13 protein-coding genes are annotated in these 13,177 nt (G+C 61.4%); 4 read left to right on the top strand and 9 right to left on the bottom strand.

Features of this window, described 5'->3' with window-relative positions:
• Positions 1-19: 19 nt before the first annotated feature.
• Positions 20-796 (bottom strand): metallophosphoesterase family protein, encoded by a 777-nt coding sequence (locus FHT69_RS00235; protein ID WP_174824506.1) that lies wholly within the window; start codon positions 794-796, stop codon positions 20-22.
• Between the two features lie 164 nt (positions 797-960).
• Here FHT69_RS00235 and FHT69_RS00230 point away from each other — a divergent pair, with 164 nt between their 5' ends.
• On the top strand, positions 961-2,088 hold the full coding sequence (locus tag FHT69_RS00230; protein WP_047618600.1) for a monooxygenase: 1,128 nt from the start codon (positions 961-963) through the stop codon (positions 2,086-2,088).
• Here the strand turns inward: FHT69_RS00230 and FHT69_RS00225 are convergent, their stop codons facing one another.
• Both FHT69_RS00225 and FHT69_RS00220 read right to left on the bottom strand, forming a co-directional pair.
• Positions 2,089-2,553, bottom strand: coding sequence for an RrF2 family transcriptional regulator (locus tag FHT69_RS00225; RefSeq protein WP_026188508.1), 465 nt, complete (start codon positions 2,551-2,553; stop codon positions 2,089-2,091). It lies immediately after the preceding gene.
• A 174-nt stretch (positions 2,554-2,727) separates the two neighbouring features.
• Positions 2,728-3,516: an SDR family NAD(P)-dependent oxidoreductase gene (locus FHT69_RS00220; protein ID WP_047618598.1), complete on the bottom strand. Its 789-nt coding sequence runs from the start codon at positions 3,514-3,516 to the stop codon at positions 2,728-2,730.
• Positions 3,517-3,658: 142 nt separating this feature from the next.
• On the opposite strand from FHT69_RS00220, the gene FHT69_RS00215 reads away from it, so the two are divergent.
• The gene (locus FHT69_RS00215) at positions 3,659-4,426 is read left to right on the top strand and encodes a TIM barrel protein (protein WP_047618597.1); all 768 of its coding nucleotides are present in this window, start codon (positions 3,659-3,661) and stop codon (positions 4,424-4,426) included.
• Here FHT69_RS00215 and FHT69_RS00210 read toward each other — a convergent pair.
• Positions 4,423-4,959: a hypothetical protein gene (locus tag FHT69_RS00210; protein WP_183904748.1), complete on the bottom strand. Its 537-nt coding sequence runs from the start codon at positions 4,957-4,959 to the stop codon at positions 4,423-4,425. The genes FHT69_RS00215 and FHT69_RS00210 overlap by 4 nt on opposite strands.
• Before the next feature lie 122 nt (positions 4,960-5,081).
• Between FHT69_RS00210 and FHT69_RS00205 the strand changes: the two genes are divergently transcribed.
• Entirely contained in the window at positions 5,082-5,555 is a 474-nt protein-coding gene (locus tag FHT69_RS00205) for a cupin domain-containing protein (protein WP_183904747.1), read from the top strand.
• Between the two features lie 41 nt (positions 5,556-5,596).
• On the opposite strand, the gene FHT69_RS00200 is transcribed toward FHT69_RS00205, so the two are convergent.
• The 5 genes from FHT69_RS00200 to FHT69_RS00180 form a co-directional block, all read right to left on the bottom strand.
• The gene (locus tag FHT69_RS00200) at positions 5,597-6,706 is read right to left on the bottom strand and encodes a sn-glycerol-3-phosphate import ATP-binding protein UgpC (protein ID WP_183904746.1); all 1,110 of its coding nucleotides are present in this window, start codon (positions 6,704-6,706) and stop codon (positions 5,597-5,599) included.
• A 12-nt stretch (positions 6,707-6,718) separates the two neighbouring features.
• Positions 6,719-7,633 carry an ABC transporter permease subunit gene (locus FHT69_RS00195; RefSeq protein ID WP_025570018.1) on the bottom strand — a complete coding sequence of 305 codons (915 nt, stop codon included), beginning with the start codon at positions 7,631-7,633 and terminating at the stop codon, positions 6,719-6,721.
• Positions 7,634-7,643: 10 nt separating this feature from the next.
• Entirely contained in the window at positions 7,644-8,528 is an 885-nt protein-coding gene (locus FHT69_RS00190) for a carbohydrate ABC transporter permease (protein WP_017965892.1), read from the bottom strand.
• Between the two features lie 211 nt (positions 8,529-8,739).
• Positions 8,740-10,095: an extracellular solute-binding protein gene (locus tag FHT69_RS00185; RefSeq protein ID WP_025570020.1), complete on the bottom strand. Its 1,356-nt coding sequence runs from the start codon at positions 10,093-10,095 to the stop codon at positions 8,740-8,742.
• Between the two features lie 355 nt (positions 10,096-10,450).
• A complete protein-coding gene (locus FHT69_RS00180) occupies positions 10,451-11,662 on the bottom strand; it encodes an ROK family transcriptional regulator (protein WP_025570021.1) in 1,212 nt (403 codons plus the stop codon).
• A 226-nt stretch (positions 11,663-11,888) separates the two neighbouring features.
• Between FHT69_RS00180 and FHT69_RS00175 the strand changes: the two genes are divergently transcribed.
• Entirely contained in the window at positions 11,889-13,127 is a 1,239-nt protein-coding gene (locus FHT69_RS00175) for an extracellular solute-binding protein (protein ID WP_025570022.1), read from the top strand.
• Positions 13,128-13,177 lie beyond the last annotated feature (50 nt).

Here is a 13,177-nt window from a genome sequence, read left to right as displayed (position 1 = left end):
GAAGAAACACGCGCGCAAGTTAGGTCGAAAACAGATGCACCTGGCCCTGCCACAGGCGCGCGACGGTGAGTTTGCCGCTGCGATAAGCGCGCGTATCGATATTGAGCCGCCTCGGCCGTATATCGGGTTTGTCGTTCGGCGTATGGCCGTGAACGATGAGTTTCGGTAACGGCACCCGGCTTTCGAGAAATCGCTGGCGGATGAGGACCAGATCCTCGTCCGTCTGCCTGTCGAGCGGCAGTTTCGGATTGATGCCGGCATGCACGAAAATCACGCTTGGGGTTTCCAGCAGGACAGGCATCGCCCGCATGAAATCGATATGCGTACGCGGCAACGACTGGCGGATGAAGGCATCGAGTTTTGCGCCGGTGGGGAAGACCAGGGGCAGGTGGTCCGGATCGAGCCCATAGGATTTGAGCAGCTCCGCCGACCCCATCTGCATCCAATCGTCATAGGAGATCCAGCCGTCGATATAGTCGAGCATGGCGATTTCGTGATTGCCGGCAAGGCAGATGCGGTCGAATCCATCAGGTGGTGGCTCCATGAGATGGCCGATAACCTGTGCCGATTCCGGGCCTCGGTCGATATAGTCGCCGAGCGTGACGATCAGCTTGCGCCCGGGCAGCCGCGCGCCATCACGCAGGATCGCTTCCTCGGCTTTCACAAGCAGATCGTACCGGCCGTGAATGTCGCCGATCGCATAGGTTGGGATAGCGGCAATATCCAGCGTCAGACGCGGTCTCGGCTGGCGCGCCATTTTCGAAACCTCGCTGTTGCGAGCACGAGAGTCGCTCATCATGTTTCTCAATCAAGGAAGCCCCACTTCACCGTAAGTAGCGTGGAGAACAGGGCAATCAAGCTGGTAAGAAAATTCAAACCATTCGGGTTTTGTAGAAAAACCGGTCTTATCATTCGAGGGCTAATCCCTCACTCCTGTATCCGTCGAGGAAAGAGTGACCGATGGGAACGGTATCGCAGTTTCATGAGAGCTTGAGGCCTCCCGCGCATCGCATCGAAAGCGAAGAGGAGGCGATATCCGCCGCCCGCGACCTCGCTGCCGCATTCCGGCACCAGGCGAGCGAACGCGATATCAACCGCATCCTGCCCTTTGCCGAGCTCGATGCGCTGTCGGTATCGGGGCTGACGGCAATCGCCGTACCGCCTGACCATGAAGGACTCGACGTGTCGAACGCCCTGCTCGCCGAAATCGTTGCGATCATCGCCGAGGGCGACGCCTCGATCGGCGAGGCGTTGGAAAATCATTTTTGCGCACTGGAAACGCTCCGTACCCAGGCCGGCGAGGATTTGAAGGCATCGCTGTTTGCCCGTGTGCTGCTCGGCGACCGCTTCGCCGGCGCCGCCTTTACTGACGAGGCCGAGCTTACGGCCGAAGGCCCGGGCTATCGCCTCAGCGGGCGCACGCGCCAAGTGCCCGGTATTCTGTTCGCCGACTGGATCGCCGCAGCCGCCACCGCTCCGCCCAGCCGCCCGGTGACGCTCTACCTCGCACGCGATGACGAAGGCGTGCAGGTGGTCGACGATTGGGACGGCTTCGGCCAACGCACCAATGGATCGGCGACGGCGATCGTCGGCACGCTTCATGTCAATGCCGATGCGGTTGCGCCTGCCCCCTCGTCCGGACATTCGACCGGCATCTCGCTCGGCCTGCTGCTCAAGGCCGGCGTCGGCCTCGGCATCGCGCGAGCCGCATGGAGCGACCTGATGACCGCGATCGGCGATCGCAGCACGACGGTTCTTCCCCGGATCGGCGAACGCGCCATCCGCATGGAAGCGACAGCGGCGGCCTTGGAACGGGCTGGCCGCAAGCTCGACATCGCCCAGGTCAATCCTGTCGAGGCAGCGATGGCGGACGCGCATTTCTCCGCCTCGGCGGCCGCGGTCCTTGCCGGGGAAACGGCGCTCGACACCGCAAACGCGCTGTTCGAACTTGCAGGGGGAACATCAGCAGGCATCGGGCTCAATCTCGACCGCCATTGGCGGAATGCCCGCATTCACGCGCTTTCGCTGCCGCGGGATAGATTGGTGCATACCGCAGGCGAATACATGTCGAAGGTCGGTGGCGCCTAATCAGCTGGCGGCGGAGATCGGGAACTGTTCCTTAGCGCCTTCGATGCGGCCGCCGTCGGCGACGAATTGCTCGAGGGTCATATTGTCGAGAATGGCGGCGATCGCGTCCCGAACATCGGTCATCGAGCGCCGCACCTGACAGGTCTCAGGATCGGCGCAGTCGTCGCAGGCCTCGTACGCCGTCCGGCTGGCGCAGCGAATCGGTGCTAGGGGCCCGTCGAGCGTGCGGATGACATGGCCGATGCGGATTTCCGAGGCCGGCCGCGACAGCGAATAGCCGCCGCCCGGCCCCTTCTTCGAGCGCAGGATGCCGACATTGCGCAGTTCCAGCAGGATCGTATCGAGGAACTTCTTCGGGATATTGTTGCGGGCCGCGATATCGTTGATGAAGGCAGTCTCGCCCGGCGCCAGCCGCGCCAGATCGACCAGCGCCTTAAGCCCGTATTTTCCCTTTTTCGTCAGCATCGTCGTCGCCTTGTAGAATCGCAGTATTTATCCTGCCAATAGCAGGCAAATAGCGTCAAAAGCGTGAACATACAACAAAATAGCTATTATTTATAGCTTGTATCGGCAACGTCCACAGGCCGGCCCGGCAGTCTTGCGAAAGATCGACTTGCCGAGCCCTGCCGGCGGCCGCCGTCAAATCGTCTTCAGCATGCCGCCATCGACGAAATAGGTCGAGCCGATGCAATAGCTCGCGCGCTCCGAACTCAGGAAGACGAAGACATTCGCCAGTTCCTCCGGCGTGCCGAAGCGTTTGGAGGCGGCGTGTTCGTTGGCGACGCTCTGCAGGTAGCCTTCCCAGTTGCCGCCGGTTTCGGCCGTCAACTGCTTGGCGGTCTTGATCCAGTCGGGCGTCAGGATAAGGCCGGCATTGACGCAGTTGACACGGATATTGTCCTTGATGAGCTCGGTCGACAGTGTCTTCGAAAACATCATCAGCGCCGACTTGCTGACATTGTAGATCGGTTCGTACCACAGCGGCTGAACGGCACAGATCGAGGCGTTGTGCAGGATCACACCACCGCCGCGTTCCTTCATCTGCGGCGCGATGCCGCGCGCCAGCCGCACGGCGGCCATCACATGCAGGTCCCAATAGGCTTGCCACTTCTCGTCCGGCGCCTCCATCACCGTCTCATTCGATCCGGTGCCGGCATTGTTGATGAGGATATCGGCCCCGCCTTTTTCGGCCGCCGCCGCAATGATCGCCTCGGTTCCCCCAGCCGTCGCCACGTCGGCGGCAACAGCGATGGCGTCGACACCGTACTTCTCGGCGATACGGGCGGCTTCCGCCTTGAGCCGATCGCCGCCGCGGGCCGCCAGCACGAGATTGGCGCCCTCAGCCGCCAGCCCCTCGGCGATCGCCAGTCCGATACCGACCGACGCGCCTGTTATGACGGCAGTCTTTCCCTTCAATCCGAGATCCATGTCTTCCTCCGCAACGGCCGGAGATCCCGGCCTGATATGCTGAGTGTTCCGCCAATGAACCCGGGCGTCAAGCGCCCGAACGCCTCTTGCGAGAGGCTGCGATCTGTCGCATGCCTACACCAACAGGATGGGAGGAGTTTTCATGCCACGTTATTCAGCCTGCATAGAGTGGCTGTTTGCCGAAGAGGGCGACCGCTTTCCCGACCGCATCCGCCGCGCCCATGCTGCCGGCCTGACGGCAATCGAATTCTGGCGCTGGAGCGACAAGGATCTGGACGCGATCGAGGCGACACTGAAGGAAACCGGCCTTGCCGTCACCAGCCTCGTCGCCGAACCGATGATCGCGTTGACCGACGCCGCCAACCGGCAGGCTTGGCTGAAAGGCCTTGCCGAATCCGTCACTGTCGCCAGGCGTCTCGGCGCGCCGGTGCTGATTGCCCAGGCGGGCGACGATCTCCCGGCCCTGAGCCGGCAAGAACAGCGCCGGGCGCTGACTGAAACACTGAAGGCCGGCGCCGATATTCTTGCAGGCAGCGGTGTGCGCCTCGGCGTCGAGCCGCTCAACATCCGCATCGACCATGTCGGCTATTTCCTCGATTCGACCCGCGAAGGCCTCGACATCATCGATGACGTCGCCCGCCCCGAGATTGGCATCGTCTACGACATCTACCACTCCGCCGTGATGGACGAGCGCACCGAGGACGTGCTCGATGGCCGCCTCGATCGCATCATCCACGTCCATGTCGCCGATCACCCCGGCCGCAACGAACCGGGCTCTGGCGAAATCGACCTTGCCCATCGCCTCGACTGGATCTTCGCCAACGGCTACGACGGCGCCGTCGGTCTGGAATACCGGCCGACCAGACCCGGCGCGGACGCCGTCAGGGGCGCGATCGCCGCACTCGGTTAGGCGGAATTGGCGCCTTCGGCGAAAGCTTCAAGCTCGGGGTCGAAATCGACGTCAACGACATTGTTGAAGACGGCGGTCGCCAGCATGATGCCGGCGAAGGCGACGAGATCGACAAGCACCTTGATCTCGTAGCGCTGTTTCAGCTTCGCCCAGAGTTCGGCGGGTATGGCGTTGGAATCGGCAACGATCGCCTTGCCGAAAGCGTCGAGCAGCGCTTCCTCCTCGGAAAGCTCCAGCGCGTCCGGATTGAAACCATTGTTGATCAGCGCCCGGCGAAAGAAGGTGATGGCGATTTTCGATTGCGCCGCCTTCGAGATTGCATGCGAGAAGATCCAGATCGCCCGGTCATTGACAGCAGGATCGAGTTCCGCCCGAAGCGTGAACCATTCGGCGTAGATGCGATGGGCGGCGGGCGAATGTAAGAGCGTCCGCTTCATATTGGTCATCCGTCCGCGCAGCCTGATTTCTTCGTCATGCGCCGCACGAATCTCTTCCGAAGCGGTATCGTAGTCGATCTGCGGGAGGTGGCTCATCGGGTCAGTTCTTTCCTATGTGCACAGAAGCTATCGGGGCGCCAAGATTTTGTGCGGGCAGATCCGCTTGGCTGCCGCCCGGCGCCGGCCTAGACTGACCAGATCGAAGCGGGAGGCAAGGTATGAGCGACGACCACGATCACCATCATGTCGACTGGCGCGAACATGGCGTCAAGGTCATCCCCGGCAATTCGCTCGATCCGAATACCGCGCAGACGCCGGGCATGAACCGCGCGACTGCGATCAACAATGCGCGTGCCGGCGCCGAAAAGATCTGGGCTGGCACGGTCACGATCCATGCCAACGCCAAGACCGGCGCCCATCACCACGGCGATCTCGAAAGCATCATCTACGTGGTCAAGGGCAAGGCCCGCATGCGCTGGGGCGAACATCTGGAATATACCGCCGAGGCCGGCCCCGGCGATTTCATCTATGTTCCGCCCTATGTGCCGCACCAGGAGATCAACGCCAGCCGCGACGAGACGCTGGAATGCGTGCTCGTCCGCTCAGGCCAGGATCCCGTCGTCGTCAATCTCGACATCGAGCCTGTCGAAAAACCGGAAGACGTCCCGTGGATCGACCCGATCCATCGCTGATATCGGGCGCTCACACGGGACCGGAAACGCCTGCGGCGCGCTCAGGCGTGAACGACGCCGGCGCCGCTCATGGCAGTGTTCTCGATGATTCGGCCGGTATCGGCGGCATAGAGGTGGATCTGGTCGTAATCGATCGCGATGCCGATCGGATCTCCCGACTTCACCTTCACCGCCTCGGTCAGCGCCACGGCAAAGGGCAGCCCGTCGAAATCGGCGTGGACGACACGGCTTGCGCCAAGCTCTTCGATGAAATCGGCCGTTGCGGTGAGGGCACCCGGCGCATCCGGGGCCACCAGCCGGGCGGCTTCGGCGCGCATGCCGAGCACGACGCGTTTGCCTTTCAGCGGTGCGGCGCGCTCGCGCGGCAGCACGACCTTGCGGCTCTGGTCGTAGACGAAGACGCCCTCGTCATTGATCGTACCCTCGAGCAGGTTCATCGCCGGCGTGCCGACGAAACCGGCGACGAAGCGCGAGACCGGATGATGATAGACTTCTTCCGGCGTGCCGACCTGCTCCACCCTGCCGCCGTTCATCACCACCAGCCGGTCGGCCAGCGTCATCGCCTCCGTCTGGTCATGCGTGACGAAGATCGAGGTGGCCCCCAGGCGGCGGTGCAGGCGTCGGATTTCGGCGCGCATGGCGATGCGCAGCTTGGCGTCGAGGTTCGATAGCGGCTCGTCGAAGAGAAACACCTTCGGCTCGCGGATCATCGCGCGGCCCATGGCGACGCGCTGCCGCTGGCCGCCGGAAAGGGCGGCCGGCCGACGGTCGAGGAAGGGTTCGAGGCTGAGCGCCTTGGCGACTTCGCCGATGCGCCGCGTACGCTCCGCCTTCGAAACGCCGGCCACCTTCAAGGCATAGCCGATATTCTCGGCGACGCTCATATGCGGGTAAAGCGCGTAGTTCTGGAACACCATGGCGCAGCCGCGCTCGCGCGGCTCCATCTGGTTGACGACACGGCCATTGATGGCGATTTCGCCGCCGCTGATTTCCTCGAGGCCGGCGATCATACGCAGCAGCGTGGACTTGCCGCAGCCGGACGGGCCGAGGATGACGATGAACTCACCCGACTGGATGTCGAGATCGACGCCGTGGACGACGGGGGTCTTGCCGTAGTTCTTCTTCACGCCACGAATGGAGATCGGTGCCAAGGGAGTACTCCTTCACTTCTCGGTGGAGATAAGGCCGCGCACGAACCAGCGCTGCATCAGGATAACGAGCACCAGCGGCGGCGACATGATGATCAGGGTTCCAGCCATGGCGACGTTCCAGTCGGGCAGGCCGAATTCGGACGGGATCAGGGTCTTCAACTGCGTCACCGCAATGCCGAAATTCGGATCGGTGGTGATCAGCAACGGCCAGAGATACTGGTTCCAGGCCCAGACGAACATGATGGTGAACAGCGCGATCATATTCGGCCGCGAAAGCGGCAGCAGAATATCCCAGAAGAACCGGACCGGGCCCGAACCGTCCATCTTCGAGGCTTCGGCCAGCTCGTCCGGAACCGTCAGGTAGAACTGCCGGTAAAGGAAGGTGCCGGTCGCCGTGGCGACCAGCGGCAGAACGAGACCGGGATAGGAATTCAGCAGACCCCATTCGAGCTTGATCTGAATGCCGGTGATCTGCGAGACGAGCCAGCTTATCCCGGTGACGTCGAGGATCGTCTGGAAAGGCTGCAGCGCGTTGGCCGCAATCGAATAGGTCGGCACGATGCGGACTTCCAGCGGCAGCATCAGCGTGATGAAGATGATCCAGAAAATCACATAGCGGCCACGGAAGCGGAAATAGACGATCGAGAAAGCCGCCATGGAAGAAAGCATGACTTTGCCGGCACCGACCGTCGTGGCGAAGATGATGCTGTGGAACAGCTTGTTGCCGAGGTCGGCGCGAACCCAGGCGGCCTCGGCGTTTTCCCAGAAATGCGAGCCCGGCGTGAGCGGCAGCGGCACGCGATTGACCGTTTCCAGATCCAGCGTCGACGCGATGATGACGATGGCGAAAGGCAGGAGCGCGATCACCATGCCGAGCGCAAGAAGCGTATAGCAGATGAAGTTGAATATCGGCGTGCGTTCGATCATGTCCGCGACCTCACTTGTAGTGCACGCGCCGCTCGATGAAGCGGAACTGGAAGATGGTGAGAAGGACGACGAGCACCATCAGGATGATCGACTGCGCCGCAGCGCCGGAATAATCGAGACCTCTGAAGCCGTCGAAATAGATCTTGTAGACCATGAGTTCGGTGGCGCGCGCCGGCCCGCCTTGGGTCATGACGTCGACGATACCGAAGGAATCCTGGAAGCTCTCTGTGATGTTGATGACGAGCAGGAAAAACAGCGTCGGCGTCAGCAAGGGCAGCTGGATATCCCAGATCCGGCGCATCGGCCCCGAACCGTCCATGGCCGCCGCCTCGATCAGCGAGCGCGGAATGCCTTGCAGCGCCGAGAGGAAGAAGATGAAGTTGTAGCCGATATATTTCCAGGAGAAGGCGACGATGACGGCGATCATCGCATCCTTGCCGTCGAGCGCCGGGTTCCAGAGACCGGGCCAGACGTGATTGATGACCGACAGCAGGCCAGCCTCCGGCGCCAGGATGAAGCGGAAGGCGAGCCCGAGAGCGGGAGCGGCAATTGCGTAAGGCCAGATGAACACCGACCGGTAGACCTTGTGGCCGCGCAGTTCACGATCGGTCAAAAGCGCCAGGATGAGCGCCAGTCCCATGGCAATCGCCGTCGAGCTGAAGCCGAAGATCATGCTACGGGTGATCGAGTCCCAATAGATCGGATCGGTGAGCAACTGTTTGAAATTGTCGAAACCGACCCAGGCATTGCCGCCGCCCCATGGCTGCTCAAGCGTGAACGCCCAATAGAGCGCCTGCGCGCTTGGCCAATAGAAGAAGACGAAGATCAGCAGCAGCATCGGAAATGCGAAGAGCAGTCCGATCGTCGTCGAGGAGAAAGTGACGCGCTTTTCCATGAGTGGTCGTTTTCGTCCTGGTTTGGTTTAAAGCATGTCGCGCAAAAGTGTGCAGCGGTTTTGCGGTAACGACATGCATCGACATAAAGATCTAAAGCGCGAGCGGCGCGCTTTAGACGCGGGCGGCGAGTACGCATCCGCGGCCGATAAGGGAACTTACAAAGACGCACCCGGCGCGCGACGCGGGCCGGGTGCGGCATATATCGGGCGATCAGGGGAGCTGAACGTTCTTATAGGTCTGCTGGAAGCGGCGCAGGAGCGTATTGCCGCGTTCGGCAGCGCCGTCGAGCGAAGCCTGGACATCGGCATTGTTGACGAAGATGGCCTGCAGACCATTGGCGATTTCGGTGCGGACCTGCAGCAGGCCACCGAGGCGGATGCCGTGCGGAGCCGCGTCACCGGCAGGCGATGCGGTCAGGCTCTGAATGGCGAGTTCGCGGCCGGCGTAAGGCGCCTTGTCGTAGAAGCCCTGCTTCTTGAGATATTCGAAGCCGGAGTTACGAACCGGGATGTAGCCGGTAACGGTCGACCAGGTTAGAGCTTCTTCCGGCTTTGCGATGAAGTTGAAGAAGGCAGCGGCAGCCTTGTATTCAGCGTCCGAATGGCCCTTCAGAACCCAAAGCGAAGCGCCGCCGACGTAAGAGCTGTGACGGGTTGCGTCGCCGTAGGTCGGGAGCATGGAAACGCCCCAGTTCATGCCTTGCTTGGCGGTGCGGCCAACATTGCCATGGTCGCCGACCGAGGTCAGGATGACCTGGCAATCGCCGGCGGCAAAGGCTTCGACGAAGGTCTGGCCGACGGCCTTGTTTTTGATCACGGCAAGCTTGTTGTCATACCAGGACTTGAGGTCCTTGATATAGCTGACCAGAAGCGGGTTCTTGTTGAACACCAGCTCGGCGTCGAGACCTTCAAAGCCGTTCTTCTTCGTGGCGATGGCTTCGCCGTTGACGGCTTCGAACTGCTCGATGTACTGCCAGACTTCGTTGTTGGAGATGTCGAAGCCGAGCGGACAAGCATAGCCTGCGTCCTTCAGAGCCTTGAGGTCTTCGCCTGCTTCCTTCCAGGTTGCCGGAGCATGATCCTTGCCGATCTTGGCGAAGGCGTCCTTGTTCCAGTAGAGCAGAGCGGTCGAGGAGTTGAAGGGGAAGGAGTACATCTCACCCTTCGAGGTCGCGTAATAGCCCGATATACCTGAGAAATAATCGTTCCAGTCGACGGTGTAACCCATGTCGGCCATCAGCTTGTTGGCCGGATAATAGGCGCCGGAGAGCATGATATCGAGCGTGCCGGCATCGGAGACCTGGGCGATGGTCGGCTGCTTGCCGGCGCGGAAGGCAGCGATGGTGTTCTGCAAGGACGCATCGTAGCTGCCCTGGCTGGTGCAGACGACTTCGTAATCGGCCTGCGACTGGTTGAAGCGATCGCACTGTTCCTGGACACGCTTGGCAATGTCACCGGAGTTGCCGAACCAGAAGTCGATCTTGGTCTTATCGGCGGCGGCAGCGGGACCAGCAAGAAACGCTGTAGCGAGAAGGGCGCCAACGGCGCCGAGAAGCTTGGCTTGCATGAGAACCTCGAACGTAAAAGGGATGCGCACTTTCAGCGCACGCCCTATTAGCGGGTTCAAATTGCCGCGGCCAATGAATATTCTATGACATGAAATGATCGAAATCCATTTGTCATAAAAAATTCACACAATTGTTATTCGCTGATATTGGAGAAATATTTATAGATATTTCGAAGAGTTCTTTAGGATATTGCGAAGAAATTTCTATTATATTCAAAACAATGGAATTTTAGGGGGAGTTAAATATTTATTTATATTTCGGCCGGACGGATTTATTCGCCCGCACCCTCCTAACGAAACTTGCCAACAGCCGGCATTTTTTGCGTTGCACTGGTGTGCAACACTGGCTCCAGCCTCAGGATTGAAGGGAATCCTTCAGGATCGCGGCAAAACGTGGATCGAATGCACGGCTGATCGGCCCGGCGGCGGCACCCAGCGCCACCGACCAGGGATCGGCTATGCCCGGCTGCAGGCGCGGCAGTGTCCGGCCGCGTCGCTCGGCGATCGACGGCAGCAGCGGGCCGATCGCCGCAAACAGCCTGCTTACCAGCGCTTCCGGCGCACTGCCGCAGAGGATCACCGTCTGCGGATCGAACAGCGTCTCGAGGAGATGGATGCTCCAGCGCAGGTCCGCTGCGGCCGCCTCGATCCAGGCGTGGATGCTGTGATCGCCCCTTAAGGCAAGCTCGTTGATCCGCGCATAAAGGTCAGGATCGGCCGGATCGATCGACAGGTGCTGGTAGAGCGAGGCGAGCGAGGCGCGATGTTCGAGCGGCGTCGATTTGCCGTCGGCAAACAGCAATGCCATGCCGATCTCGCCGGCATTGCCGTTGGTGCCGCGGTAAAGCTCGCCGTTCAGAATGAGGCCGGCACCGATGCCATAGCCGACGAAGAGGCAGACGGCATGGTCGAGGCCATGGGCGGCTCCCACCATACGCTCGGCGGTCGCAGCCGCGGCCGCATCGTTCTGCAGGCCGACATCGAGCCCGGTGCCGGCGGCCAGCGTTTCTAGCAATGGAAACTTCTGCCAAGCCTCCATCATCCACGGATCGTCGCCGCTGCCGGCGACCCCGAAGGGTCCGGGCATGGCGGCGCCGAGGCCGACCAGCCGCTTTTCCGATTGCTGGACGATCCCGGCGAGCTTCGACCGCACGCTGGCGACGAGATCAAGGATGACCTTCGTCCCGTTAAACGGACCGCCTGGCGGCAGGCCGGCCTCGTCACGCACGAGAACGCTGCCGACGAGATCGACGGCGACCGCCCGCGTCACATGCCGGTCGATCTGCAGGCCGATCGCAAAGGCGCCCTCGGGCACCAGGCCGTACGGCGTCGAGGGCTGGCCCCTGCCCTTCCGCACCGCCTCCTGCGAACTGACGAGACCGTCGCGTTCGAGTTCCTCGATGATATTGGACACCGTCTGCTTGGTCAGCCGCGTCGCCCGCGCCAGATCGGCGCGTGAAAGCGCACCGTTGATCCTTAGGGCATCGATCATCACGCGCCGGTTATGGGCGCTGGTGCCTTCGTGATTGGTGCCGCTTTTGGCCCGGATCGGTCGACTGTCATTCATCTGCAATTGCCTCTTGACTCCATTAGAATGTTGAAGAAGTATTAAGTCAATACATTTGACTTAATGAGGGACCGGAGAGTCCCAGGGAACGCAGGAAGCCCAGCGAGGCCTCCGACGACGCTCCGAGATGATGGACTGGCACGTTTTCAACACGCGCCTTCTCGAACACCGAGGGCGGCGAAGTCCGCCCTCGGCAATGCGTAAATGTCAAAAACTGGAGGCTGCAATGCTGAAATCCCTTAACAAGACGCTTCTCGGTGCGGCCTTGATCGGCGCATCCTTTGCGCCGCACGCTTTCGCCGAAACGACGCTGAACGCGCTCTTCATGGCACAGGCCGCCTATAGCGAGGCCGATGTGCGCGCCATGACCGACGCCTTCGCCAAGGCGAACCCCGACATCAAGGTCAATCTTGAATTCGTTCCCTATGAAGGCCTGCACGACAAGACGGTGCTGGCGCAAGGGTCCGGCGGCGGTTACGACGTCGTCCTCTTCGACGTCATCTGGCCGGCCGAATACGCCACCAACAAGGTTCTGGTCGACGTCTCTTCTCGTGTCACCGACGAGATGAAGAAGGGCGTGCTGCCGGGCGCCTGGACCACCGTGCAGTACGACGGCAAATATTACGGCATGCCGTGGATCCTCGACACCAAATACCTGTTCTACAACAAGGAAATCCTTGAAAAGGCCGGCATCAAGGCGCCGCCGAAAACCTGGGACGAGTTGACCGAGCAGGCAAAGACGATCAAGGACAAGGGCCTGCTCGCCACGCCGATCGCCTGGAGCTGGTCGCAGGCCGAGGCCGCGATCTGCGACTACACCACGCTCGTCAGCGCCTACGGCGGCGATTTCCTCAAGGACGGCAAGCCGGCCTTCCAGACCGGCGGCGGCCTCGATGCGTTGAAATACATGGTCTCCAGCTATTCCTCGGGCCTGACCAATCCGAACTCCAAGGAATTCCTGGAAGAGGACGTCCGCAAGGTCTTCGAAAACGGCGATGCCGCCTTCGCTTTGAACTGGACCTACATGTACAACATGGCCAACAATCCGAAGGACAGCAAGGTCGCGGGCAAGGTCGGCGTCGTGCCGGCGCCGGGTGTTGCCGGCAAGAGCGAGGCTTCGGCCGTCAACGGCTCGATGGGCCTCGGCATCACCTCGGCCAGCCAGCATCCTGATGAGGCCTGGAAGTACATCACCTTCATGACATCGCAGGCGACGCAGAATGCCTATGCCAAGCTCAGCCTGCCGATCTGGGCGTCCTCCTATGAAGACCCTGCTGTCACCAAGGGCCAGGAGGAGCTGATCTCCGCCGCCAAGATCGGCCTTGCCGCCATGTATCCGCGTCCGACGACACCGAAATATCAGGAGCTTTCGACCGCGCTGCAGCAGGCGATCCAGGAATCGCTGCTCGGCCAGTCCTCGCCCGAAGACGCGCTGAAGTCGGCGGCCGACAATAGCGGCCTCTGAGCAAAGCATGAAACCCGGGCGGCGCCCGCCGTCGCCCGGTTCGCTTTCGA

It is taken from the genome of Rhizobium sp. BK008, assembly GCF_014197345.1.
GTDB classification, from domain to species: domain Bacteria; phylum Pseudomonadota; class Alphaproteobacteria; order Rhizobiales; family Rhizobiaceae; genus Rhizobium; species Rhizobium anhuiense.
Note: the sequence above shows the minus strand (reverse complement) of the source record. Positions and strands in the feature narration are given on the sequence as shown.